At 56.7% G+C, this 24,461-nt stretch carries 25 protein-coding genes and 2 tRNA genes; 13 read left to right on the top strand and 14 right to left on the bottom strand.

The window, feature by feature from the left end; all coding sequences use genetic code 11:
- The first annotated feature begins 65 nt into the window (after positions 1 to 65).
- Complete coding sequence (locus tag FEM03_RS16045) at positions 66 to 2,261, top strand: peroxiredoxin family protein (RefSeq protein ID WP_138087292.1); 2,196 nt, start codon at positions 66 to 68, stop codon at positions 2,259 to 2,261.
- Between the two features lie 63 nt (positions 2,262 to 2,324).
- On the opposite strand, the gene FEM03_RS16040 is transcribed toward FEM03_RS16045, so the two are convergent.
- Positions 2,325 to 2,693, bottom strand: a complete 369-nt coding sequence (locus tag FEM03_RS16040) for a hypothetical protein (RefSeq protein WP_138087291.1) — start codon at positions 2,691 to 2,693, stop codon at positions 2,325 to 2,327.
- A gap of 13 nt (positions 2,694 to 2,706) precedes the next feature.
- On the bottom strand, positions 2,707 to 3,240 hold the full coding sequence (locus FEM03_RS16035) for a hypothetical protein (protein WP_138087290.1): 534 nt from the start codon (positions 3,238 to 3,240) through the stop codon (positions 2,707 to 2,709).
- A 76-nt stretch (positions 3,241 to 3,316) separates the two neighbouring features.
- Between FEM03_RS16035 and FEM03_RS16030 the strand changes: the two genes are divergently transcribed.
- Positions 3,317 to 4,456, top strand: coding sequence for a S41 family peptidase (locus FEM03_RS16030; protein WP_166442906.1), 1,140 nt, complete (start codon positions 3,317 to 3,319; stop codon positions 4,454 to 4,456).
- Positions 4,453 to 4,710: a hypothetical protein gene (locus FEM03_RS16025; protein ID WP_138087288.1), complete on the top strand. Its 258-nt coding sequence runs from the start codon at positions 4,453 to 4,455 to the stop codon at positions 4,708 to 4,710. The genes FEM03_RS16030 and FEM03_RS16025 overlap by 4 nt, the downstream gene beginning before the upstream one ends.
- A 100-nt stretch (positions 4,711 to 4,810) precedes the next feature.
- On the opposite strand, the gene FEM03_RS16020 is transcribed toward FEM03_RS16025, so the two are convergent.
- Both FEM03_RS16020 and FEM03_RS16015 read right to left on the bottom strand, forming a co-directional pair.
- Complete coding sequence (locus FEM03_RS16020; protein WP_138087287.1) at positions 4,811 to 5,605, bottom strand: succinate dehydrogenase/fumarate reductase iron-sulfur subunit; 795 nt, start codon at positions 5,603 to 5,605, stop codon at positions 4,811 to 4,813.
- Positions 5,606 to 5,756: 151 nt separating this feature from the next.
- Positions 5,757 to 5,829, bottom strand: a tRNA-Phe gene (locus tag FEM03_RS16015).
- 135 nt (positions 5,830 to 5,964) lie between these two features.
- Here FEM03_RS16015 and FEM03_RS16010 point away from each other — a divergent pair.
- The 4 genes from FEM03_RS16010 (at position 5,965) to FEM03_RS15995 (ending at position 8,410) form a co-directional block, all read left to right on the top strand.
- Positions 5,965 to 6,702 carry a fibronectin type III domain-containing protein gene (locus FEM03_RS16010; protein WP_166442905.1) on the top strand — a complete coding sequence of 246 codons (738 nt, stop codon included), beginning with the start codon at positions 5,965 to 5,967 and terminating at the stop codon, positions 6,700 to 6,702.
- 39 nt (positions 6,703 to 6,741) lie between these two features.
- Positions 6,742 to 7,104: a hypothetical protein gene (locus tag FEM03_RS16005; RefSeq protein ID WP_206171040.1), complete on the top strand. Its 363-nt coding sequence runs from the start codon at positions 6,742 to 6,744 to the stop codon at positions 7,102 to 7,104.
- Between the two features lie 184 nt (positions 7,105 to 7,288).
- Positions 7,289 to 7,615: a hypothetical protein gene (locus tag FEM03_RS16000; protein WP_138087285.1), complete on the top strand. Its 327-nt coding sequence runs from the start codon at positions 7,289 to 7,291 to the stop codon at positions 7,613 to 7,615.
- A 150-nt stretch (positions 7,616 to 7,765) separates the two neighbouring features.
- Complete coding sequence (locus FEM03_RS15995) at positions 7,766 to 8,410, top strand: SOS response-associated peptidase (protein ID WP_138087284.1); 645 nt, start codon at positions 7,766 to 7,768, stop codon at positions 8,408 to 8,410.
- A gap of 30 nt (positions 8,411 to 8,440) precedes the next feature.
- Here FEM03_RS15995 and FEM03_RS25645 read toward each other — a convergent pair whose 3' ends face one another.
- The 4 genes from FEM03_RS25645 to FEM03_RS15980 form a co-directional block, all read right to left on the bottom strand.
- The gene (locus tag FEM03_RS25645; RefSeq protein WP_276609659.1) at positions 8,441 to 8,572 is read right to left on the bottom strand and encodes a hypothetical protein; all 132 of its coding nucleotides are present in this window, start codon (positions 8,570 to 8,572) and stop codon (positions 8,441 to 8,443) included.
- Positions 8,573 to 8,737: 165 nt separating this feature from the next.
- Complete coding sequence (locus FEM03_RS15990) at positions 8,738 to 9,139, bottom strand: hypothetical protein (protein WP_138087283.1); 402 nt, start codon at positions 9,137 to 9,139, stop codon at positions 8,738 to 8,740.
- Between the two features lie 258 nt (positions 9,140 to 9,397).
- A tRNA-Ile gene (locus FEM03_RS15985) sits at positions 9,398 to 9,470 on the bottom strand.
- Positions 9,471 to 9,568: 98 nt separating this feature from the next.
- Entirely contained in the window at positions 9,569 to 10,561 is a 993-nt protein-coding gene (locus FEM03_RS15980; protein ID WP_166442904.1) for an AraC family transcriptional regulator, read from the bottom strand.
- Between the two features lie 332 nt (positions 10,562 to 10,893).
- Between FEM03_RS15980 and FEM03_RS15975 the strand changes: the two genes are divergently transcribed.
- From FEM03_RS15975 to FEM03_RS15965, 3 genes are all read left to right on the top strand, one after another.
- On the top strand, positions 10,894 to 12,075 hold the full coding sequence (locus FEM03_RS15975; protein WP_138087281.1) for a XylR family transcriptional regulator: 1,182 nt from the start codon (positions 10,894 to 10,896) through the stop codon (positions 12,073 to 12,075).
- A gap of 124 nt (positions 12,076 to 12,199) precedes the next feature.
- Entirely contained in the window at positions 12,200 to 13,333 is a 1,134-nt protein-coding gene (locus tag FEM03_RS15970) for a beta/alpha barrel domain-containing protein (RefSeq protein WP_138087280.1), read from the top strand.
- A gap of 608 nt (positions 13,334 to 13,941) precedes the next feature.
- Positions 13,942 to 14,598 (top strand): sigma-70 family RNA polymerase sigma factor, encoded by a 657-nt coding sequence (locus FEM03_RS15965; RefSeq protein WP_166442903.1) that lies wholly within the window; start codon positions 13,942 to 13,944, stop codon positions 14,596 to 14,598.
- On the opposite strand, the gene FEM03_RS15960 is transcribed toward FEM03_RS15965, so the two are convergent.
- The 3 genes from FEM03_RS15960 to FEM03_RS15950 all read right to left on the bottom strand — a co-directional run bounded on the left by FEM03_RS15960 (position 14,595) and on the right by FEM03_RS15950 (position 17,939).
- The gene (locus FEM03_RS15960; protein ID WP_138087278.1) at positions 14,595 to 16,607 is read right to left on the bottom strand and encodes a DNA gyrase/topoisomerase IV subunit A; all 2,013 of its coding nucleotides are present in this window, start codon (positions 16,605 to 16,607) and stop codon (positions 14,595 to 14,597) included. The two genes, FEM03_RS15965 and FEM03_RS15960, sit on opposite strands and share 4 nt — an antisense overlap.
- Positions 16,608 to 16,745: 138 nt before the next feature.
- Entirely contained in the window at positions 16,746 to 17,168 is a 423-nt protein-coding gene (locus FEM03_RS15955; RefSeq protein ID WP_138087277.1) for a hypothetical protein, read from the bottom strand.
- A gap of 192 nt (positions 17,169 to 17,360) precedes the next feature.
- Positions 17,361 to 17,939, bottom strand: coding sequence for a hypothetical protein (locus FEM03_RS15950; protein WP_138087276.1), 579 nt, complete (start codon positions 17,937 to 17,939; stop codon positions 17,361 to 17,363).
- Between the two features lie 254 nt (positions 17,940 to 18,193).
- Here FEM03_RS15950 and FEM03_RS15945 point away from each other — a divergent pair, with 254 nt between their 5' ends.
- Positions 18,194 to 19,276 carry a LacI family DNA-binding transcriptional regulator gene (locus FEM03_RS15945; protein ID WP_138087275.1) on the top strand — a complete coding sequence of 361 codons (1,083 nt, stop codon included), beginning with the start codon at positions 18,194 to 18,196 and terminating at the stop codon, positions 19,274 to 19,276.
- Here FEM03_RS15945 and FEM03_RS15940 read toward each other — a convergent pair.
- Positions 19,209 to 20,174, bottom strand: a complete 966-nt coding sequence (locus tag FEM03_RS15940; protein ID WP_240772808.1) for a sll0787 family AIR synthase-like protein — start codon at positions 20,172 to 20,174, stop codon at positions 19,209 to 19,211. The genes FEM03_RS15945 and FEM03_RS15940 overlap by 68 nt on opposite strands.
- 72 nt (positions 20,175 to 20,246) lie before the next feature.
- Positions 20,247 to 21,242: a BPSS1187 family protein gene (locus FEM03_RS15935; RefSeq protein WP_138087274.1), complete on the bottom strand. Its 996-nt coding sequence runs from the start codon at positions 21,240 to 21,242 to the stop codon at positions 20,247 to 20,249.
- Positions 21,243 to 21,431: 189 nt separating this feature from the next.
- Here FEM03_RS15935 and FEM03_RS15930 point away from each other — a divergent pair, with 189 nt between their 5' ends.
- Positions 21,432 to 22,607, top strand: coding sequence for an alpha/beta hydrolase family protein (locus tag FEM03_RS15930; RefSeq protein WP_138087273.1), 1,176 nt, complete (start codon positions 21,432 to 21,434; stop codon positions 22,605 to 22,607).
- Between the two features lie 37 nt (positions 22,608 to 22,644).
- Here FEM03_RS15930 and FEM03_RS15925 read toward each other — a convergent pair whose 3' ends face one another.
- Complete coding sequence (locus FEM03_RS15925; RefSeq protein WP_240772807.1) at positions 22,645 to 23,511, bottom strand: AraC family transcriptional regulator; 867 nt, start codon at positions 23,509 to 23,511, stop codon at positions 22,645 to 22,647.
- 82 nt (positions 23,512 to 23,593) lie between these two features.
- Between FEM03_RS15925 and FEM03_RS15920 the strand changes: the two genes are divergently transcribed.
- Positions 23,594 to 24,451: a phosphoenolpyruvate hydrolase family protein gene (locus FEM03_RS15920; RefSeq protein ID WP_138087271.1), complete on the top strand. Its 858-nt coding sequence runs from the start codon at positions 23,594 to 23,596 to the stop codon at positions 24,449 to 24,451.
- The last annotated feature ends 10 nt before the right edge of the window (positions 24,452 to 24,461 follow it).

Raw genomic sequence — 24,461 nt, 5'->3', positions numbered from 1 at the left:
GATAAAGGCGAAGGGCTAAAGGATGAATCTTGACATGTTTGAATGAGTGTGAGCGTTATCATCGAATGCGCGTTGGATGGATGATGTTGTGTTTGGGCTTTTCGTTTCCTCTTCACGGTGAGGAGGTGTTGCCGGGGCATTCTTCGCATGGGGAGGTGTTCAACGAGGGGCCACGACAGCGGGCGGTGTTGATGGAAGGGATGGGCAAGGTGAATTTCCCGATCAGCACGAAGAACGCGGAGGCCCAACGGTTTTTCAATCAGGGCGTGGGGCAGTTGCATGGGTTTTGGTATTATGAGGCAGAGCGTTCGTTCCGGCAGGTGGCCATGCTGGACCCGGAGTGTGCGATGGCTTTTTGGGGATGTGCGATGGCGAATGTGAACAATGAAAAGCGGGCTAAGGGGTTCATTGCGGAGGCGATGAAACTCAAAAGGAAGGCCTCGGCGCGGGAGGTGATGTGGATCGATGCGCTGAACCGGTTTTATGACAGTGCCAAGCGGGAGGCGAAGGATCGGCATCTGGGCTTCATTGAGGATTTGGAGTCGGTGGTGCAGGAGCATCCGGAGGATCTGGAGGCTCGGGCGTTTTTGGCTTGGGCGATCTGGAAAGCAAAGGATGGTGGAGTGCCGATGGTGAGTCGGGAAGCGGTGGATGGGATTTTGAAAGGGATCTTGGAAAAGGAGCCGATGCATCCGGCGCATCATTACCGGATTCATTTGTGGGACACGGGCAAAGCGAAGCGGGCGCTGAATTCGGCGGCGTTGTGTGGTCAGAGTGCTCCGGGAATTGCGCACATGTGGCACATGCCGGCGCATACCTACAGCAAGACGAGTCGTGCTCGGGATTCGGCATGGGCGCAGGAGGCGGCGCTGAGGGTGGATCATGCTTATGTGGCGCGGTCGAGGGTGTTGACGGATCAGATTCACAACTATGCGCACAATGCGGAGTGGCTGATCCGGGTTTGGAATGATCTTGGTCGCGCGGAGGAAAGTGTGGAGCTGGCGAAGAATCTGTTGAGCATGCCGCAGCACCCGAATGGGAATACTTTGGAGAAGAAAAACTCGGCGGCGTCGTATGGTCGGACGCGGTTGCTGGAGACGTTGTTGAAGTTTGAGCTTTGGGAAAAGGTGCTGGAGCTGGACGGGTCATCGTTGCTGGATGTCACGGCGAATCGGAGTCATGAGTTTGCGAGATTGAGGGCGATGGGTGTTGCGGCATTTTTTAGTGGAGATCAGGCGAGATTGGCCAAGACGGTGGCGAAGGCGGGATCGCTGAAAAAATCGGCACCGAAAAAAGTGGCGGAGAAAAAAGAAACGGAGAAGGAGAAAAAGGACAAGCCAGCGACCGAGAAAAAGGAGGCTGAGCCATCGTTGGAGGATCAGGCGATGGCGGAGTTGCGGGTGTTGGAGATGATGATGGCGAAAAAGCCCAAGGAGCAGATCGTCAAGTTGTTGGAAGCGTTGAAGGGGGTGCCGAATGACCGCTTGGCGCGATATCATCAGCGTTTAGGCAATCAGGAGAAGGCGATCGAAATGGCGAACAAGCTGCCCACGGATGCGGCCGGTCAGGCGCTGAGGGTGGAGATTTTGCTTGGGTATGGAAAGCGTGAGGAGGCTTTGAAGGTTTTTGATAAGGTGGGTGAGCTTGGTGCGGCGATGGATACGGATTTGCCGTTCAGCAAGAAGCTGGATGAAGCATCGGTGGAGTTAGGGATCGAAGGAGGATGGCGCAAGTCGGTGGAGGTCAGCAAGGAGGGAGCGGATCGTCCGGCATTGGATTCATTGGGTCCGCTGCACTGGAGTCCGGTGGCTGCCAAAGAACTGAAGGCGGCGGATGCGGACGGGGTGGTGCGTGAGGTGGCGGAGGATTTTGCCGGCAAGCCGGTGCTGGTGTTTTTCTATTTGAGCGGGGAGTGTTCACATTGCGTGTCGCAATTGAAGGCATTCCATGAAACGGCGGCGAAGTTCAAGGAAGCAGGGGTGGAGATGGTGGCCATTGGCAACGAATCACCGGCGGATTTGGGCCGGACCGCGAAGCTGATTGGGTCGGAGAATGAGCCGCGTGTGAAGTTGCTGGCTGATGCCAAGCTGGAGGCGTTCAAGGCATGGGGATGCCATGATGATTTTGAGCAGTCGCCGCTGCATGGAACGTTCTTGCTCGATGGCCACGGAAAGGTGCGCTGGCAGGATGTGGGCTATCAACCGTTCGACAATACGACGTTCCTGCTGGCAGAATTGAAGCGACTGTTGGGATTGCCGTAAGGCGCTTCGCGTCCGGGTTCCCGGCAAGATGCCGAGAACGACACGCAAGATGCGTGTGCTCCCCTATTTCGTTGTGCCGGGGAACTGGGGTTGAGCTGCTTGCTCAACTTTAAATTCTTCGTCCAGGATTCGCTTTATTTTTTCTTTTGATTTGGTGAACAGTGGCTCAGATGGGCTGTCAACTTGTTCAACCTCAACAAGTTTTAATGTAATTTCGTCCCCCAGCTTCAGGTTGGTTCGAAACAATTGAAGATGTTCGTCCGTTCTGTGATCCAGTCCGCCCAGGGAAAATGAAGCGTGCCAGTTGTCAGTCGGATCGGATGCTTTCCCGCTCGGTAAAAACACCCAGTTCGCGATGCCAGAAACCACCCCCTCAGTCAGCCCGGCTGTCGATACAACCTCGCCGTTGAGGGTGACTTGGTAGGCGATCATTGATGGGAGTCATTTAGTAGCCGTAACCGCCGCTTGGACCACGATCGTAAGACTGGCGGTGAAGGCCACGATCGGACTCGCGGAAGTAGCTGGAGCGGTCGTCTAGCAAGGGGCCGGGACCTGGGCCGGAATCGTATCGGCTGATGGTGGGACGGGGCACCTGGGCCTCGAATTCGTAGAGGCATTTGTCGAAGGAGTCGCGAACGGTTTGCTCGCGGGCAAGAATGCCGGAACTGCGGGCGTAGGCGCTGACGATCTCGCGGCCTTCGTGAAGGAGTCGGAGGTTGGTGTCGGTGTTGATCGGACCGGATTCGATGCGGAAGTCGAGTTCGTATTCGGCCGAGCGGCCACTGGAGATGCGATAGCCGGCGCGGGTGAGGACGCGTTCGACGTCATACACCAGGCGGCGTTCGGTTTCGTCAAGATCGCGTGGGATGTAAACGGCAGGGGCATCAGGTTCCCGGGAGGAGCCGTATTCGGTGGTGGCGCAGGAGTTGAAAAGGGAGACGGTGGCGAACAGAAGTGAAAGTGACAGAATTCGACGCATGGGGGAGAAATAAGCGATGTTGTGCAATTGGCAAGTTCTCGTGGCGCGAGTCTTGGGGAGGGGTATGATGGCGATCATGACGAGGCTGAATGGGATTTGCTGCCGGATTTGGTTGTTGATGATGGGTTTGACGTCTGCAAATCGGTTGCAGGCGGAGGAGGGGAATCCGGTGGATGGGCTTTCGCAAAATGCGGTGCAGTCGGCTTTTCAGTTATTGCGCCGCGATTACATTCGTCGCGAGGATCTCACCTTTGAAGAGCTGAATCGTGCGGCGTTGCAGGGGTTGTTGGAACGTTTGGATTTTGGAGCGGATCTGGTGTCGGTGGATGAGGTCGAGGAAAAGGTGAAGAGTGGGGTGCATGCGGAATTTCTCGCGCCGGGGGTGGCTTATTTAAGGCCGGAAAGTTTTGGTGAGGGGGAAGGGGAGATGTTTGCGGCGGCTTTGAAGGACGTGGTGGGCAAATCCGCCACGCGGTTGATTGTGGATTTGCGGGCTGGTGGCGTGGGATTGTTTGAAGAGGCGGCGCTGATGTTGCAGTGCTTTGTGCCGGAGGGGGAGGTGATGTTTAAGCTGCGTCAGTTGGGGGAAGGAGAGGCAGAGCTTTTTGTGTCGAGAGGAGCCCCTCTCTGGGAGGGGGAGGTGGTGATCTTGATGGACCGTGCTACGGGCAATGCGGCAGAGACGTTGGCGGCGGCGCTGCATGAGCACGGACGGGTGTTATTGATCGGTGAGAAGACGCAGGGATCGACCGTGAGGTATACGGAACTGCCATTGGATGAGAAGATGAATTTGCGTTATGCGAGTGCCGAGATGTTGCTGCCGAGCGATGGGTCAATCTTCAAGAAAGGGTTGGTGCCGAATTTTGAGTTGAAGATGCATCGCGGGGAGGTGGAGCGGATCATCGAAAAAAGCCGTGGCAAGAGCATGAAACCATTTGTGATGGATCAGGTGAGACCGCGATACAATGAAGCGGCTTTGGTGCATGGCGGGAATCCGGAACTGGACGATTATGTGCAGAAGAGCAGCGGCAAGAAGCTCCCCAGTGACGAACCGCCATTGCGGGATGAGGTGTTGCAGAGGGCACTGGATTTGTTGACGGTCGAAACCATTGTTGCCAGCGCCAAGATCAAATGGAATGAAGCGGAGGAGCGGACGGATACAACTTCGGTGAAAACTGACAATGAAGCGCAACCTGACCAACGAGACAAACCATGAGTGATATCCGAATTCAAGCGCCAGTGGTGATTACCGAGGTATTGAGCGAACGCACCTACCATGCGGAGTTGCCGAATGGGAGGCGGGTGCTGGCGTTTACGCAACCACTCGATGGCACTCCGGAGTTTAAGCCTGGCGATGTTTATACGGTATTGTTATCGCCATGCAATTTTGACGAGGGCCGATTGGTGCCTGCGGATTTGAAGGGGGTGCAGATCGAGCATCCGGTGTTTCCGGGGATTCGGGAGGGGTGATCGGGAATGCCGCTTTCACGATGAAGCTGATTTTATGCCGATGACCCATCGGCTCTCCGGTTCTCCATGAAGGCCGATGTATCATCGGCATCACTTCTGATTAACCTTCGCCACCAGCTTTGGCAATCGGGGCGGTGATGGAGTGATGGGCGGTGGCGAGGGTGTAGTCGCGGTTCATTTTGGCGATCCACTTCACGCTGATGTCTTTTGGGCAGGCACCTTCGCATTCGTAATGATTGCTGCAATTGCCGAAGCCGGATTCGTCCATGGTCTGCACCATGGCGGCGGTGCGACGATGTTTTTCGGGCTGGCCTTGAGGAAGCGTGTTTAGCTGGCCGACCTTCGCTGAGGTGAACAGCATGGCGCTGGAGTTCGGACAGGCGGCGACGCACGCTCCGCAGGCGATGCACTCAGCGGCGTCCATGGCGGAGTCGGCGGCTTCTTTAGAAATAGGGAGGGAGTTGGCGTCCTGGGCAGTGCCGGTGCGCACGCTGATGAAGCCACCGGCTTGCACGATGCGATCAAAAGCACTGCGGTCGACGGCGAGGTCTTTGATGACAGGAAAAGCTTTGGCGCGGAAGGGTTCGATCCAGATGGTGTCGCCATCGTTGAACTTGCGCATGTGCAACTGGCAGGTGGTGGTGGAGCGCTCGGGTCCGTGCGGATTGCCGTTAATGACGAGTGAGCACGTCCCGCAGATGCCTTCGCGACAGTCGTGGTCGAAGGCGATCGGATCACCACCGTTGCTGATGATGCGCTCATTGACGATGTCGAGCATCTCAAGGAACGACGCCGTTTCAGGAATGGCACTGGCGTTGATGTCTTGGAAAGTGCCTTTGGCGTTGGTGCTGGATTGACGCCAGATTTTGAGAGTGAGATTTAACGTGCGGGCCATGGTGAGCGATCAGGCTGGAATGGTAAACATCTAACTGAGTTACGATGGTGTGGCAATGACCAGTCCGAATTTTTCTCAGCGTTGTGCATGGGGGCACAAAAAAACCTGTCGGCACGATGCCTGACAGGGAAGCCACATTCTAAAATTGATGTGGCTCAGGACGGAATCGAACCGCCGACACGAGGATTTTCAATCCTCTGCTCTACCGACTGAGCTACTGAGCCATTCCCGAAAACGGGAAGGTGAGTATGCGCGGTGTTGGGATTCGTGCAAGAGGAAATTGAAAGATCATTGCTTGTCACCGCAAATGGCTTGGGTATGGTCGTTCGATGCAGCGACTGTTTTTCCATCTGCTTGCCATGATTTGGATTTGGATGCTTCCGCTGATGGGGGTGGCCTTGGCGGTTGAGGTGGTGGATGGTCCGCATGTCGAAGTTTCGGAAAAAGGTGCGGTGGTCCGTTGGAAGACCAGCGGGGAGAGCGGTTCCCGCGTGAGGTTTGGGGTGTCTAAGGATCAGTTGCAGACTCAGACAGCGGCGGGTGGCGGTGTGACCACCCATCACGAAGTGAAGCTGGAGGGATTGAAGCCGGCGACGGTCTATTATTTTAATGTGGGAACGGCCCGGCGGGTGTTGAAGGAGGGTCAGTTTGCGACTTTGGGGGCCGGAGCGCCGTCGCAGCCAATGATTGAAAACGATGCACCGCCTCGCGGTCCTCCTGGTCCGGCAATCGAAGAGTCAAAGCCGAAGCCGACTCAATCGCCTGCGCTCAAGGTGCCACCGTTGCGGGCGATTTGGGGGAGTCTGGATTCTTTGGAAGACCACTATGAAAGGCATGGTCCCGATTTCCAGTCGCGCAGTGCGGAGGAGTATGCGCAGCAGGCGTGGCTGTTTTTGCAGCGGGCGATTGATGAAGGTTTTCCTGCGAAGCTGGACGATGCCGATGGCACGGTGCGGGTGTTCGATCCGAAGACCCGGGCCTTTGCAGCGTATCGACGGGATGGCAAAGCCCGCACTTATTTCAAACCTGGCAGTCGCGACTATTTTGAAAGGCAACCCGGCAAGCCAGTTCGTCTAACCCGGCGAGCATCCCGATAGATCGCCCACTCTTTTTTCAATCCAATTTTTCCAACAATTATGCCTCAATGCCCTGTCTGTGGATTTGCGAATTTGAAGGAGCCACCGCGGGCTGCTTCGGGCGGGGGATCTTATGAGATATGTCCGTGCTGCGGGTTTCAGTTTGGGGTGGACGACGATGACCGAGGTCTGACCGATGAGCAGGCCCGCGAGGCCTGGGTTGCCAAGGGAATGCCGTGGAAAAGCAAATCGCGCAAGGCACCCGAGGGATGGGACGCGGCGGAGCAGGTGCAGAATTTTTTGCAGCCGAAAAAGAAGAGGCCGACGGTGAAAAAGCCGGGGGCCAAAGCAAAGACCGTCAACGCTAAGGTGGAAAAAAGTCCTTCTCGAAAAGTCCGTAAACGCGGCGGTTCGGAATCCTGAGGAAGGGGGCCTCCATGCCATACGGGTTGGGTTGAGTCATATCGGAGGTGGGTTTCCGCCCTATCATCATCGGTGATTTTTTGAACAACGCCGAGGGTGTATGGCCGAAAGAAGAAAACTTTTGCATTGATCCGCGCTCACTTTTTGCTTATTGCGTCCAGGTGTTTGTCCTTGTTCGCCCCTCATGAAATATATCATTCTGATTCTGTGTGGATTTGTCATTTGGTGGAAGTTGTCGGGTGCCGACGTGAGCATTTTGATGGGCGGCGATGGCGAGTTCAACGTTGGTCGAAAGGAGGTAGGGACATCTCCTTCGATAATAGCCGATGTGGAAAAACGCATGACGAGCATTGACTCGCAGATTGATGCTTTGCGAGCTGAACTGAGGGGCATCATGAATTCACGGGCGATGGGTCAAATACAAACGCTGAGAACAGACCCCGAATTCCTCCGTCGCCGGATCTCGCGTTTGGAAGGTGAGAAGCTGGAGCTTGCCAAGCAGCTCAGATAGCAACGACTGGCCGCATCCTCGGCTTGCTGACTGAGGAATCCGCATCATTCAGCGACGTTATTCTAGAGATTTAAACCCATCACCGGCGGCACCGATGGTGTCCAAGCTGTGATTGATTGAAATCGTCGGAGCGTGCCGTAGGGTCTGTGAATGTGCAATCTTCTGCGCTACAAAGACCGGGTGCAGAAGGATTTCGCGAAATGGGAATTCAGCGAAGTGCGGATTGATCCACCCAAACGTTTTGTGGTGCGGCCATCGCAACCTGCGCCGGTGGTGACGATGGAGAATGGACTCGCGAAGATCACCATGAAAGAGTTTGGGTTTGTGACGCCTCGTGGTCGGCAAATGATGGCACGAGGAGAAACGGTGGAGAAGTTGCCAACCTTCCGTTCGTCTTTCCAGTCGCGTCGTTGTCTGGTGGCGGTTCATGGTTTCTACGACAGCCTCGACATGGGAGCCTTTCGTCAGCCCTGGCATATTCACCTGAGGGGCGATGGATTGATGTGCTTCGCAGCCCTTTGGGAAGGAGATGCCTTTACGATTGTAAGCACCCCGGCGAATCGGGTGGTGGCGCGGGTAATCGACCGGATGCCAGCGATCTTGAAGCCGGACGAATGGCGGGCATGGCTTGAGCCCGACGCAACCGAGTCCGATCTCAAAGCGATGTTGCGTCCCTGCGATGACGGCGAGATGGAAGCCTATCCCGTCACCCGGCAAGTGAACCGACCGGGATATGAATCTCCCGATGCGATTGAACCAGTGATCCCCGATCAGGGAGAGTTCGAACTGTTTTGAAGTCGACGATGGTTTTAGATTCCGCTCAGCTTAGCGGGGAAAGAGCAGCGCGACACAAATCAAGATCACCGCGACTGCCAATGGCACCTTGCCGTTGACCAGGGAGATGATCGAGAGGATGAAGGCAAGTCCGACGAGGACGGTGAAGATGGAGAGTGTCATGCTTCTGAATCGAGGATATTTCTGAAAACGAGGGCATCGATATCGCGCAATTAGGGTAGAGTTTCATTTCGATGTCCTTGGCTGCAGATCATCCCCCCAGCGTCACCGACAGAAAGAATGGGCGGATGTTTGTGCGAGGCGACAGCATAACTTGGCTAGAAACTTTCAGGGCGCCAAGTGGTCATTTGCTATTTCAATGACTTCAAAGTTTGAACTTTTGAGCCCACGAAGCGCGAGACGTTCAACCAAAGCTGGATCGATCAGGTCGTAAAAATAGAGTAATCGGCGATACTCCCATTCATCTTCGAAGTTAACGGTGTTTTCTGCCACGGCCTCAATCCGATTAATCAGCCAGTCCTTGGGGATTGCTTTTATTACGTTTCGCACCAAGACAAGCAACCTATCGTGGGTGGAATCGCAAGCAAAACCAAGAATAACACCTAGCGCCAGGTCTGCCTCCAGTGGAAGTAATTCAGCAATGACAGCCAGATTGTCAGCTAGCGCCGGATTTATCTCAGCTAGACTTTGCTCAAAGAAACCATCGTAACTTCGAAAGTTCGAGTTCATCTGCGAGTTTAGATGCCGAGCTGAGCGAGTTCAAATCTTGAAGATTCGTAAACTTCCAGTCTCGGGAGTAAATACTGCATGGATAAAAACGACATGGCCGTGAAAATCGCCGCTCTCAAGTCCCAGGTTTGCGCGCTCGCCGAACGCCGTGATGACGTGGTCGAATTGTGATCAATATGCGCCATTTGGAACCGATGCTTCAACGATTTATTTTCCTCAGCTCTACGTCATTTAAAATTTTTGACTCGACTGAAGAAGTGCGCCCGGGGGGATTTGAACCCACGACCAAGGGATTATGAGTCCCCTGCTCTAACCGCTGAGCTACAAGCGCATATGTGTAGCCGGGAAATTACGGCGGGTGTGGGGGGGCTGCAACTGGGTTTTTCTCCCGGTGATCGAGATCCTTCTGCCACTCGCAAGGCCGACTCCTCACATTGCCATGAAGGCGGTTTGGACGGTTTTGTTGGGCTGTGCTTGCCAGAGGTGATTGCTGTTGGGGCTGGTGCTGGTGGTGGCGGTCTGACGATGATTGCTGGACGAAGAGGGGAGGACAGGGGAACTGACGCGATGGGAGCGCTGACGGTAAACCTTGGGAGAGCAGCCTTGCAGTTTGCGGAATTGACGCTCGAAGTTGGCCATGGAGTCAAAGCCGCAATGGACGGCGATTTCGCTGACGGTGGCGTCGGTTTCTTTGAGGAGTCGGCAAACGCGGGCGATGCGCAGTTCATTGAGATAGGTGGGGAATGTCTTGCGCAGGTGGGATCGCAGGTAGCGGCTGAGGGTGACGGGGCTCATGCCGACGTGTTTGGCGACGTCTTTGAGATACAGGGGTTCGCCGATGCGCTTTTTGATGAAGCGGGTGATGCGGCTGAGGCGACCGTGATCGACCGGTGGGGATTCCAGGGAAAAACCGGCGGAGGCGATCTGGCTGAGATCGTTGCTGGTGCTCAGTTCGTTGAGGATTTCCAGCAGCAGGATGAGACGTTGCAGGCCCTGGGTTTTGAGAAGAAGAGGCATACGCTCGGCCACGCGTTTGCGGGTGGAGCCGCGCACCTGGATGCCGTTGGCAGCCTGACGGAAGAAGTTTTGCAACTGCATGACGTCGGACATTTGCAGCCAGCTGCCAAGGAGGCTGGGGTTGAACTTGACGGAGATGGCTTCGACGGGTTTGCGGGGCTGGCCCTCGGGGTATTCGTTGCTGTAGCCGTGCAGGAGGTTGGGACCGACCACCACGAGGTCGCCGGGAGTGAGCGGTGAGAAGTTGTCGCCGATACAGCGCTGGGTGCCACCGGAGATGACGAGCATGATTTCCATCTCTTCATGGAAATGCCATGGGCAGTCAAAATCATTTCCGTGAATGTGTTCGCACATCACCACTTCGGTGGAAGTGCGTGGGTCGAGTCCTTGATACAATGCTTTCATGGGATTAGGGTATGGCAACGGTTGGAGGTCGGGGCGAGGGCTGTGAATGCAGCAGTCCATTTTTAAAATCCATCGCTTGAGCCAGGGTGGTCAGTTGATGGTGGATGATGCAGACGCAGTTCATGAGGTTCATTCAACTCCACCCAAGGTAGCTTTTGGCATTCCGTTTCCAATCCAACTTTGTTCAATAAAATACCACTTTTTATTCGCGGCGAATTGTCGTGAGTGGAGGGGTTTTCCGATTGGGTTGCCCTGTGAAATGAGGGGAAAACGGTGGACAAGAATGGGGTTGCGGCGGCACGCTTTCTGCCTCTTGTGAGGATTTACCACTTATGTCCACGCGTCGTGTTGCCCTTTTCATTGAAACCTCTCGAGAGTATGGGCGGGGTTTGTTGCGCGGCATCATTCGGTATGAGCGCGAGCATGGGCCGTGGTCAATTTATTTTAAGCCGGGGGGATTGAGTGATCCGGCGCCTGAATGGCTGGCTTCGTGGAGTGGTGACGGGATCATTGCGAGGGTGACGACGAGTGCGATGGCGCGAGCGATCAGCCGGTCAAAGGTGGCGGCGATCGATTTGTGGACGGGCATCAAGGGCTTGCAACTGCCGGCGGTGGGGGTCGACAATGAGGCGCTCGCGGAGATGGCGGCGACGCATTTTCAAGAGCGGGGCTTTCACCACTTTGCCTATTACGGGACGCCGCAGGGAGAGCATTATTATTATGACATGCGGTGCGAGGAGTATTTGCGGGCGTTGCGCAAGCGGGGGTTCGATGATTGTGCGGTGTATGAGCATCCATCACGGGCGAGACCACCGACGTGGGAGCAGTCGCGGAGGCATCTGGCGAAGTGGGTGCTGCAGTTGCCGAAGCCGGTGGCGATCATGACCTGTCACGATGATGCGGGTCTGATGCTGCTGGAGGCTTGTCACGACGCGAAGCTGAGCGTGCCGGACGAGGTGGCGGTGCTGGGGGTGAACAATGATGAGTTTTTGTGCAACCTGTCCATTCCGCCGCTGTCGAGTGTGGACATGGGGGCGGAGAACATTGGGTATGAGGCAGCGGCATTGTTGGACCGCATGATGGCGGGGGAACGTGCGGCAAAATTGTGGAGTCTTTCGCCGCCGAAGAAGGTGATGACGCGGCAGTCGACGGACATTGCCTCGGTGAGCGACCGGCATGTGGCGAAGGCGGCTCGGTTGATTCGCGAGCACGCGTGCAAGGGGATCAATGTGGAGGAGCTGCTGGAGAAGGTTTCAACGTCGAGAACGGCATTGTATCGGCGGTTCAAGGAGCAGTTGGGCAGGTCACCCAAGCAGGAATTTACCCGGGTGCGGATGGAGAAGGCGAAGGAACTGCTGGAGCATTCGAAGTTGTCGATTGCGCAGATCGCGGAACGGACGGGATATGCGGAGTCAAAGTATTTTATCGAGGTGTTTGCTCGGGAGGCGGGGGTGACGCCGTTGAAGTATCGCAAACAACAAATGCCGCAGCAGACGCAGGGAGCGAGTCGTTGAGAGGTCGACTTCCAAGTGGGCGCGTTTTGGATGGAGACCAGCATTGAAAGGGTGGATTAGGACAAAACAGGCGGGTGTGGTTTTGGAAGATTGACAGGAAATGCAGTTCTTCGCAGCATGAGGCATGTCCGCTGTTGTTGCTGCTGCTGTTGCCTTGAAAGATTTTGATTTGATCAGTGATCCGGCGTTGTTGAAACCGGAGACGCCGTGGAGTGAAACGGTGTGGGCACATGAGCCGGAGGAGGCATTGGTGGATCATGAGGCGAAGGCGAGGCTGTGTGTGGCGGCGCTTTTGCCATTCACAGATGGGAAGGCGGATTGGGAGGGGTTTGTGAAGAGCATTGATTGGATGCGCAAGGCAGGGGAGCATTACGGGGTGGAGATGGCGTTCGTGTTGAATGCGGACACCGGGTATATTTTTGATCTGACGATGGAGGAGTATCGGGAGGTGTTGCGGCAGTTCCGGATGGCGTTTCCTGATCAGAAATTTTTGGCGGGGGTGACGGCGCGGGATGCGGGGGAATCGGAGTTCAAGGTGGGGCGCTATTTGCCGCTGATTGAGGCAGTGCAGGAATACGAGAATTGCGAGGTGATGATCATGACGTCGCGGACGTTAAATCAGCTGGACCCGCAGCGGAGGCGGGACGCTTATTTTGAGATTGCGGAACATCTGACGAGGCCGGGGATTGTGCATGCGCTGGAGCCGGCGTTTGTGCCTTGGGCGACGCCTTATGAGCCGTGGTTGCTGCATCAACTGGCGGGGCATCCGAAATTTGTTGGCGGGAAGATTTCGACATTGGACGAACCGCATTTTCTGTATTGGGCATCCATGTGCAAAGGGTTGGGTCTGGATTTTGCGCCGCACAGTGGGGACGATTTTGGGATTTGCACGGCGATCCGATTGGGACTGCCGTTGTTGATTGGGGCGGGGGTGAGTGCGTGTCCGTTGATTTGCGCGGCGAAGGCGATGTGGCGGGAAACGGGTGGGAAGGGTTTGGATACGAACGTTTACAAATTGTTTGAGGCGATCCAGTCATTTGAGGATCAGGTATTCAGGTTGGACGAGAAGGGTAGTGCGTCGGCGTATAAACACAGCACGGCGCATGTCTTGAAGTTGCTGGGGTTGATTGAGTCAGCCGAGACGCATCCGAATTGTGTGGATCGTCGACCGGAGGGGGAAGAGGGGCGGATGCGGGAGGCGATGCAGAGGCCGACGCGCGTGGCAAAGCGATTGGGGATCGCGGGGTGGCCGGTGTGAAGTTTTTTGAACGGTTTTTTTCAACCGTAGAGAGGCGCGGAGGTCCGCAGAGGGTTTTTTGGGGTGGGGTTTATAGTGATGGGAGACTTTGTGGAGAGGTGAGGCAGGGAGGAATGAGTTTTCTAACCACAGATGGACACAGATACACACAGATGTAGTGCCTCGGATCCGAATTTTGATGGCTCTGATCTGTGTGTATCTGTGTCCATCTGTGATTTTTTAGACCTATTGGGATAAGGTGTTTGACTGGGGGGAAAATAATTCTTCGACAAATGTCGGTTTTCTTTGTCCAATATTTGTTGGCTGGGGCGTCTTATAGGCAAATCCATTTATCTCGCTGGTGCGAAACACTAGAGTCAATAAATGGATCGAAACAAAAACCACATCGTTAACACCTCACTTTTTTTTGAATTATGAATGAAAGTAACTACTTGCATGCTAATGGTCAAAAGTTAGACAAAAGTGAAAACGGTGAAGTTTTTAATAGACAAAACCCCAGAAATATAGACATTAACCCTGTGAATACGCTTATTTCCCCTAGCCGGCAACGCCGCAAGGGTCGCGAATTAGATCCCGCGAGCCTTGAGGAGGTTCAAATTGACAGCACCATGCTTCAAGCCATCGGGCACCGCGATGTGGTGGCTTTCCAACAATTTTACAAAAAGTTCAGCGGGCTTCTCTACACCACGATTCATCGGGTGCTGAATGACCACCAAGACACCGAAGACGTGATGCAGGAGGTTTTGGTGCAGATTTGGCAGAAAGCTCATCTTTATGAACCCTCCAAAGGCAAGCCGCTTACCTGGGTGACGACCTTGGCGAGAAACCGCGCGATTGACCGGATCCGTTCGAAACAGCGTCGTGCAAGATTGAACGATGACTTCGAGCAGGAAAGCCGCAGTGTGCAGCCGGAGTTTGACGAGGATACCAGCGATCTGCTGATTTCCCGCGAAAGCGATCAGGCGGTGCAGAGCGCAGTGATGGATCTGACTCCTGAACAGCGTGAGGCGATCCAGTTGGCTTATTTCAATGGGCTGACGCAGAGCGAGATTGCGACGAGGCTGAATGAGCCGCTTGGAACGGTGAAGGCGAGAATTCGTCGCGGGGTGCAGCGCTTGGAGCAGACGGTGAAACGTCGGATCGGATCTGATGGGCAGACGAGGATTGATTTTTTGAGGACGAGGCAGGAATGCCTCGTCTTTTTTGTGGGCGGAATTCGCTCGAGGACGAGTAGGAGTAGGAGTAGGAGGACGAGTAGGATTTAATCCTCCGTTATGACGCGGCGGGTGACGACGCGGTCGACGGGGTTGGCGGTGACGAGGTTGCCTTTGGATTCTCGACCTTTGATGGCGAGTTCGCTAAAATTGTAGTCGATGACGAGGTTGCGCAGGTAGAGCTTGGGCTGGAGGTGGAGGATGGCGGTCTGGGCGTTGCTTTCCTCCTCGGTTTCGTGGCGCTGGAAGTAGAGAATTTTGGTGCCGGGGGTGCTTTGGGTGAGGGGGTATTCCTTGTCGCGGGTGATGCCGCCGATGCGGAAACGTTTGGCGTAGGTGCGGCCTTGTTTGCCGTCGCGATAGATGAGGGAATAGACGGCTTGTTCGTCGCGTTTGAAGATGTCGATGTAGGTGGGGTTTTTGCCGACGTGGAATTTGGGGGCGACTTTGGTGACGGAGAGGGTGCCGTCTTTGGTGATGAAAAGGATTTCATCCATGGTGGAACATTTGCCTAGGGGCTCGCCTTCTTTTTTGAGTCCGTAACCGGCAAAGCCTTCTTTGGCGTCGAGATAGAGGATCTCGTTGGCCATGGCGACCTGGGAGGCGGCGACGCGGTCGAAACCGGCGATTTCGGTGCGGCGTTCGCGGCCTTTGGAATATTGTTTTTTGAGGCGCTCGAAGTGGGCGATGGCGTAGCGGGTGAGCTGCTTGAGGTGGCGGTTGGTTTGATCGATTTCGTCTTCGAGGCCGCGGATGTATTCGTTGGCTTCGAAGGTGTTGAATTTGGAGATGCGTTTGATGCGGATCTCGGTGAGGCGGACGATGTCGTCTTCGGTGACTTCGCGTTTGAGGAGGGGGAGGTAGGGGGTGAGGCCGCGCCAGATGGCACCGATGACGGCGTCCCAGGTGGTGGCTTCTTCGATATCGCGGTAGATGCGTTTTTCGATGAAGATTTTTTCGAGGGAGCTGAAGTGCCACTTTTCTTCGAGTTCCTGGAGCTGGATTTCGAGTTCGCGTTTGAGGAGGTCCTTGCTGTGCTCGGCGGAGGACTGGACGAGTTCGGTGACGCTGATGAAGCGGGGTTTGTTGTCGTGGATAACGACGGCGTTGACGCTGATGGAGATTTCGCAGTCGGTGAAGGCGTAGAGGGCCTGGATGGTCTGGTCGGGGTCGGCGCCGGGGACGAGGTGGACGAGGATTTCGATGAATTCGGCGGTGTTGTCCTCGACTTTGGCGATCTTGATTTTGCCTTTGTCGTTGGCGGCGACGATGGAGTCCTGGATGGAGCCGGCGGTGGTGCTGAAGGGGATTTCGGTGATGCGCAGGATGTTCTTTTTGGCGCCGGGTTCGATGCGGGCGCGGACGCGGATTTTGCCGCCGCGTTTGCCGTCGTTGTAATCGGCGGCGTCCATGATGCCGCCCTGGATGAAGTCGGGAAAGAGGGGGATGGTTTCACCGCGCAGGGCGGCGATGGAGGCGTCGATGAGTTCGATGAAGTTGTGGGGAAGGATGCGGCAGGAGAGGCCGACGGCGATGCCTTCGACGCCCTGGGCGAGGAGAAGGGGGAATTTGACGGGGAGGGTGACGGGTTCTTTGTTGCGTCCGTCGTAGCTGGAGGCCCAGTGAGTGACTTTGGGGGAGAAGACGACGTCGAGGGCGAATTTGGAAAGGCGCGCTTCGATGTAACGGGCGGCGGCGGCGTTGTCGCCGGTGAGGATGTTACCCCAGTTGCCCTGGGTGTCGATGAGCAGTTCTTTTTGGCCAATTTGAACCATGGCGTCGCCGATGGAGGCGTCGCCGTGGGGGTGGTATTTCATGGTATTGCCGACGACGTTGGCGACCTTGTTGTAGCGTCCGTCTTCGAGTTCCCGCAAGGAGTGCATGATGCGGCGCTGAACGGGTTTGAGTCCGTCGTAGAGGTGGGGGACGGCGCGTTCGAGGATGACGTAGCTGGCGTAGTCGAGAAACCAGTCGCCGTAGAGGGCGTCGACGTGTTTGGTCTCAGTGAGCGAGGAGTGCTCGGGGGAATCTGGGGTGGCAGGAGTGGGATCGGTGGGCACGGGGAGTCGGGAAAATGGAGCGGGCGGGACTGTATGGGGAGAATGGGGGGGAGTTCAAGTGGTAATGGGAAGTGGGAAGTGGGAAGTGGGAAGTGGGAAGTGGGAAGTGGGCAGTAGGCAGTAGGGTTCCAGAGGCGACTATTTGATCGGGGGGTAGACAGTGCTGGCTTCGTGGTCTTCGGGGAGGTAGAGGACCCAGAGGGGCTGGCCGTATTTAAAAGTGCCGACGATGCTGTTGAAAGTGGTGATGGTGCCGGACTGGATGCGGTTGTCGACGGGGAAATGATAGGTGAGTTTCCAGGGATGCTGGCCGTTGACGGTCGTGGTGTGGTCGCGATTGATGGAGTGGACGTTGCCTTGCACGGCGATGCCGTCGCGGAAGGCGTGAAGGGTCTTGCGTCCGGATTTCCAGCCGAGATTGATCATGGAGAGACCGCCGACGAGGAAGAAGAGCGGGAATAACACGGCCCAAGGGTTGGCAAGGAAGAGGGGGACGATGAGGAGAAGGGGGAGCAAGGTGAAGCCGAGGCCGACGAGCACCAGGATGTTGCTTGTGAGCATGGTGCGGCGGGCGGAACGGTTGGGGGTTTCACGTGGGGGGGGGGGGGGTGGGGGACCGATCTCCATGCCGGGTGGAGGGGGGATCGGGCCGCCGCAGGGGATACATTGGCTTTGCCATTTTTGATAGTGGGTGTTGCACCAGCCGCAGGTGATCATGTTGTGAGAAGAATAGGAGGTTGAGTTGTGAAGGGCTTATTTGACGGGAGGATACAGGGTGTTTTTTTCGGGGTTCTCGGGGACGTAGAGCACCCAGAGGGGCTGGCCGGAAACGCGTTTGGAAAGGGTGCTGTCGAATGAGATCAGGACGCCTTGGTGGAGATGGTCGGCGACGCGGAAATGGTAGACGAGTTTCCATGGGTGCTCGCCGTTGACGGTGGTGGTGGTGTCTTTGCTGACCTGATGGACCTTGCCTTCGACGGCGATGCCATCGCGGAAGGCATGGAGGGTGGACCTGCCCTGTTTGATCCCGAAGCGAAGGACGAGAAAACCGCCGAGGGCGAAGAGTCCGGGAAAAAGAGCGCCCCAGTTTCCGGCAACCAGGAACATCAGGGTCATGAAGGCACCGGCGCCGAAGATAATGGCTCCGATGATGCTGGCGATGTTGTTCGTGAGAAGGACGCGAAGGGGGAATCCGCTGGGGACCGAGCGCGGGGCAGGTGGCGGTGGGGCACCGATTGCCATGCCGGGCATTGGAGGCATGGGGCCGCCGCAGGAGTCGCAACGATTTTGCCAGTGTTGGTAATGGGTGCTGCACCAGCCGCAGGTGATCATGTGGAGAAATAGGGTAGGGGGAAAGTGAAGAGTGAAAAGTGAAAAGTGATGGGAAAGTTGGAAGTCGGAAGTCGGAAGTCGGAAGTGGGCAGTGGGCAGTGGGCAGTGGGCAGTGGGCAGTGGGCAGTGGGCAGTGGGCAGTGGGCAGTGGGCAGTGGGCAGTGGGCAGTGGGCAGTGGGCAGTGTTGATTCTTGCCCCGGCATGTTTGGTGCTGATAGGGACGGTATGAAAGGATTCGTGGGGCAGCACCATCATGATTGAAGGCGGAGTTCGCATGCAGGATGTGGCGGGGGCGGTCGGGGTTTCGGCGGCGACGGTTTCGCGGGCGCTCAAGGGGGATTTGCGGATCAGCGAGGGATTGCGGGAACGGATCAAGGAGATGGCGGTGTCGATGGGGTATGTGCCGAATCCGATGGTGCAGGCGTTGATGGCGCAGCGTCGCAGGCGGGAAGGGGCGTTGGGGGAGAAGCTGGCGTTGGTGACGAATGATGTTCACGACGCGTGGCGGGGGAAGGATGTTTGCCAGTGGTATATGGATGGGATCAAAACACGGGCGGAGCAATTGGGTTGTCAGGTGGAGGCATTTTCGCTGGAGGAGTATGGGCACGATCCGGCACGGCTTTGCAAGGTGCTGCGGGCGAGGGGAATCCGGGGGGTGATTTTGGGGTTTTCAAGAGATGGGGAGCACCCGGGATGGATCGATGTGCGGGAGTTTTGTGTGGTGGGATTGGGGACGTATTTTTCGGGGTTGCAGGTGGATCGGGTGCATCTGAATGGCTTCCATAATGTGAAGCTGGCGATCCGGCAGTTGCGGGCGTTGGGGTATAAAAAACCGGCGCTGGTGGCACCGGTTCACAACAATGCGGTGGTGGGCGGTCAGTGGTCGGCGGCGGCTTTGGATGAGCAATGGCAGATGCCGGAGCATTTGCGCTGTCCTCCCTTCATGGCGGAGGGGAAGGTCGTGAACATGACGGCGTTCCGTGATTGGTTTGAGGAACATCGGCCGGACGCGATGATTGCTTACAAGGTGCGGGTGATTGAGTTATTGGAACGGCTGAGGCTGAAGGTCCCGGAGGATGTGGGGGTGGCACATCTGTTTGGCACGGAAGAGGAGCGCCGGACGATGGCGGGGATTGATGGGAATTTGTTCCATGTCGGCGGGGCGACGGTGGATTTGCTGCTGCAGAAAATGATGGCGAATGAGCGCGGGTTTGCGGAACATCCGCGCGATGTGATGATCGCTGGAACGTGGCGGGATGGACCGACGCTCAAAGCTGCGATGGTGGAAAGTCGACCTGGCAAAAAGGCACGCGCAGCTGATCTTGCTGCTGGGTAAAGTGGATGGTGTTGCCGGGGTCGATGGTGCCGATGGCGGCACAGTTGAGGCCGCGAGTCTCGAAAATGGACTGCACGGTCGCGACGTTTTCGGGCGGAGCGGTGAGGAGGTAACCGTAGCTGGGAAAAGAGAGCAGCCAGCGTTGAAGGTCGATGCCGGGAGGGATGGGGAGTTCGTCGAGGTTGACGGTGGCTCCGACGCGCGAGGTGGCGCAGAGCATGGCGAGGGTGCCGGGGAGGCCGCCATTGCTGATGTCTTTTCCAGCGATGACCAGGCCTTGTTCGGCGAGAAGGGGAAGAAGGTCGAGATCGCCTTGCAGTTGTTCGGGAGGAGCGCCGACGCTGCCGTTCCAGAATAGCGTGCCTTCACCGCGATAGGCGGCGCGGAGGTCGATGGCCATGAGCAGGACCTGACCGGGCGCGGCGGTGAAGCTGGAGATGATGGCGTTGGCGCGACCGAGGACGGCGGTGGCAAGAAGAGGGGTGCGTTCAATGGGAAAGCGGGTGGTGTGACCGCCGACGATGGGGACGTTGTAGGCGGTGGAGGCGGCGCGCATGCCGGCCCAAATTTCTTTGATGATGGGGGAGTCGGGATGCGACCAGAGCACATCGACAATGGCGGTGGGACGTCCGCCCATGGCGGCGATGTCGCTGAGGTTGACCATCACGGCGCAATAACCGGCGAACCAGGGATCGAGGTTGATGAAGGATTCCATCATGCCCTCGGCGGCAAAGAGCAGGTAGTGGTCGCCGTTGGGGATGACGGCGGTGTCGTCGCCGATGGGAATATGCTGGCTGACTTCGACTGATGGAGTGTAAGCCGTGGCGATGTGAAGTTTTTCGAGGACGTTGGGATGAGCGCGCAGGGAGTCGACGAGGGCTTCCAGAGATGATGGCATGATGGGAAACAACAAAGCCTCGGATGGCGCGCTGTCATCCGGCTTTTGCGGCTTTTGAAGGAAATGAACTGGCTACTTGCCGACTGCGGCCACCGGATGGGTGAAGAGGTATTTCCACACGGCTTCGTGGATGAATTTTCCGTCTGCATCTTTGACGGCGGCTTTGCCTGGGGTGACGCAACTATGGGCGCGTTTTTCGTCGTTGTTGACGTCCGCGCTGGTGATCAGGCGGCGGCTGTTTTTGTAGGGAGGTGGCGTTTGGTCGACGTCGATGTCGGGTCCGAACGGGTCGAGTCCGAGCATTTTCCAGGAGCGGGGATAATGATCGCCGGGCCATCCGCCGTCGAGGGTGTGGCTGAACCCGAAGTAACGGTTGGGTTCGGTGGCGGAAGGAAGCGACTGCCAGGTTTCGTTTTGATCGCGCGGGCCGCAGAACATCACGACGCGGTCAACGGCCTGATGTTTGGCAAAACGGGCGGCGGTGGTGGCACCGTGGGAGGCTCCAGAGATGATGACTTTGTCCCAGCGCAAACCGTCCTTGGTGTCGTTGATGAAGTGGTCCCATTTGCCTTCGGGATTTTCTTTGTCGAGCCATTTTACGAATTGGAAGGCGCGTTCCATCATGCCGTCGGGTTTGGGGATGGTGACGTCGGGGCTGTGGTCTTCGCCGGTGGCGGCTTCGAGGCGGATGCGGCCGAGGAGTTGTCCGTCGGCTTTGTCGGAAAGGTTGCCGAATTTTCCGAACCAGCCATTGGCGTAGTGGACCTGGATGGCGTGGACGCCGTAGCTGTTGAGGCGTTCGAACAGGGCTCCGTTGTGGCCCATGAGCCAGATGACGAGTTTGCCCTGGGGTTTGACGCTGGTGTCGACGGAGGCGTTTTGCAGGTCGGCGGGTTTGCCTTCTTTGTTGGTGAAGGTGAAGCTGAGTTCAGGGTGTTCCTTGGCTTTGGGATCGATCTCGCTGGCGCGGGCCTGGAGGGTATAGCGCTGAGGCGGAGCCGCGTGCAAGCTGGCGGCGGTGAGCAGGGAGATGAAGCTGAGGGCGAGGAAGCGGGGTGTGTTTGCCATGATGGTGATGGGAGTCAACAAAGATAACGGAGGTGGGCGGCGAATGCTGTCTCGAAAAATTGGTGATTGTCTGCGGAACGCAGTCGCTGCCACAGGTTGATTCGTTTGACCCAACCGATGGGCAAAGACGACGGTGTTTTTTGTCTAGTCAGTTTGTCCAGGCTTTGAATAGAATGAGCGTTGTTGTTGATGATGATGCACACGATCGCTTTGCGCCTGCTTCTGATCTTGTTTTTTGTCATCCTTCTGGCGGACTGCACTTTTATTCGATCCGCAAGGTTGTCGTCGATTGTCGGAGAAGTTTTCGAACTCCCGACGGTCCGCTGGCCTGACATGCCGGAGGCTGAAAAACCCAAGATCAAAGTCATCAAAGGAAAAGCGCCAAAAGACATGGGCGTCGTCAATGGCTGGCATGTGTTGCGTGAGGGGAAGCCTGGAATGATGGAGTTGATCACGCTGGCGAAGAAACCGTTGCCGTTCTGGGATCAGTCGAAGCGGATGACTTTGACGACGACGATGAAGGTCGACGGATCGGAAATGAAGACGGAAATCTCCGGCAACCTGAAGCTTGTTATTGTCCAGTCCACCACGGCGGAAGCAAAAAAGGGCACCGTGGTGATGCTCAACACGCTCTACGGTGGCACTCGTGGTTTGCAGCAGGCGATGGACATGAGTTCTGGCAAGATGGTGGCGGATGGGTGGGATGTGGTCTCGACATCGATTGATCCTCATCAGTTTACCTACCGTGCGGAAACCAAGGAGACGACCACCCACGAGGCAGCGGAAGAATTGGCCCGGCGCATAGATGCCACCATTGCATGGGAGGCGGACGCCGTTGCAACCGTATTGTCCCTTTTGGAAAAGGAGCAGGTGAAGGGTGCGATCTCCCCCAAACGGCCGGTCATTTATTTTGGAATCAGCGCAGGAGCTTTGGTGGTCCCGGCCCTTGCGGTGCGGCATGGTCCCCCGGATGCGGCCGTTCTTGTCTGCGGCGGTGCCAGTGTGAGCGAGTTGATTTTCACCACCCAAATGCCTGGAGCCCGGACTGGCATCAAGCTTGCCAATGGCCGTGAAAGCGATCCCCGGGAACTTCAGCAGCTTGCATTGCTAACCCGTCAAACCTCGCGTTTGGATCCCGACAAGCTGGCCCCCTATCTGAGAAGCAAGCCTGTTCTGCTGCTGACTGCGGGACAGGATTTGATTGTGCCTGCACGTCTTCAGCGCGAACTCGACGTCGCCTTGGGTTATCCCGAACGCTGGCACAGCTTGGGAGGGCATGTAATTACGGTTTTCCGTTTGCCAGATCACTGGTCTCGACTGGACAGGTGGATGCAGGCAGCGGTGCAGTCGGCGACAGAGCCGTAGTTTCGCTTGTAAAACTCGCTGGTTTTGGGTGGCCGGGTCAAGTTCGGTTGCGGTGTTCGCTGGGACGCCAGCCAATCCATTTTTTGAAGGTGTTGGAGAAGACGAAGGGGTTTTGGTAGCCGACGAGGTGGGCGATGGTTTCGATTTTTTCGTCGGTGGTGGAGAGCAGTTCGGCGGCGCGTCGCATGCGTAGCCAGGTAAGGTGTCGCAGCGGGGGGCGGCCGAGTTGGTGGAGGCAGAGGCGGCGCAGGTGTTCGCCACTGAGATGGGCGCGGGCGGCGAGGGTGTCGACGGTCCAGTCTTTTTCGAGTCGGGGTTCGACGTGGTTCCAGAGATGGTAGAGGCGGTTGTCCATCCGCAGGGGTTGGGTGAATTGTTGGACGTAGGTTTGCACGAGTTCCAGCCATTGGTGAATGACGGAGGGTGTGGCGGCTCCTTTTGCCTCGGAGTGGAGTCCGGAGATGGCGTTGTGGATGGCGAGGCCATGGAAGGGGGCGAGCATCGGGGAACTGGCGCTCAGTATGGGATGGGTATTGGGCGCGGCCTCGTAGCGGACCCAGGCGAAGCTCCAGTATTTGCCGGGGATGGCGTGGAAGGCGTTGAGCATGTGAGGAGGGAGAAGGCAGGCCATGCCGGCTTTGCAGACCCTCCATTTGCCATCGACGAGGATGCGTCCCTCGCCGCCGATGCAGGCTATGAAATACGCACCGCTTTGTTGCATGCGGACAATGCGATAAGGGTCTTTGGCGATGCAGGCACCGGCGTGAGCGATTCGATGGTGTTTGAGGGCGGGACAGGTGGGGGCATGGCGCAGCCAGGGTCGTTGGTCGGTGTCGTTCTGGCGCACCACGATCTGAAAGGTGTCGGGACCGAGGATGTGGGTTTCAGATAGGTCGTCGTGCATTGTGGTGATGCGGTTTGAGACAGCATTTTCGCGGAGGAGTCGTTAGTATGTCATTCGATTATTCATTTAACCCATTGAAATTATGCCGAATCCCTGGACTGGAAAAGGAAACCCTTACACTCGTGAGGAAGTGCGTGAGCGGTTGCAAGCGACGATCAACAAGGGCAATGCGATCATTGCGGCAGGGGCGGGGACGGGGATCAGCGCGAAATTCATTGAGAAGGGCGGGGCGGATTTGATTATCATTTATAACAGTGGTCGGTTTCGCATGATGGGGCATGGCTCGACCTGTGGATTGATGGCGTATGGGGATGCGAACGCGATCGCAATGGAGATTGGAGAGTATGAGGTGCTTCCGGTGGTGGAAGAGGTGCCGGTGATTTGCGGGGTGCATGCGACGGACCCGCGCCGGCGCATGTGGCATTGGCTTGGCAAAGTGAAGGAAATGGGGTTTTCAGGGGTGAACAATTTCCCGACACACACGATTGTCGACGGGCATTTTCGCGGGGTGTTGGAGGAGACGGGAATGAGTGTGAAGAAGGAGTATGAGATGGTCGCCATCGCGCGGAAGATGGATCTTTTTAGCGTGGTGTATGTGGCGACGCCGGAGGAGGCGGTGGAGATGGCGAAGGCTGGGGCGGATGCGATCATTGCGCATGTCGGCACGACGGTAGGTGGCAGTGTGGGGGTGAAGAGTGCGGTGGTGAGTTGGGAGCATACGTTGAAGCGCACGCAGGAGATCATTGATGCGGCGAGCCAGGTGCGGAAGGATATCTTTTTCCTTTGTCATGGGGGGCCCATCAACACGCCGTCGGATGCGGAGCGGGTGATCAAAAACACGGATGCGGTCGGTTTTGTAGGAGCGAGTTCGCTGGAGCGGATGGGGGTTGAGGATTCGCTCACCAACTTGACCAAAGAGTTCAAAGCTCTGAAACTCTAAGTTCATCGCC

Origin of the sequence: Phragmitibacter flavus (assembly GCF_005780165.1) — a bacterium.
Classification (GTDB): Bacteria; Verrucomicrobiota; Verrucomicrobiia; order Verrucomicrobiales; family Verrucomicrobiaceae; genus Phragmitibacter; species Phragmitibacter flavus.
The sequence above is the reverse complement of the archived record's forward strand: the minus strand, read 5'-3'. Positions and strand labels throughout refer to the sequence as shown.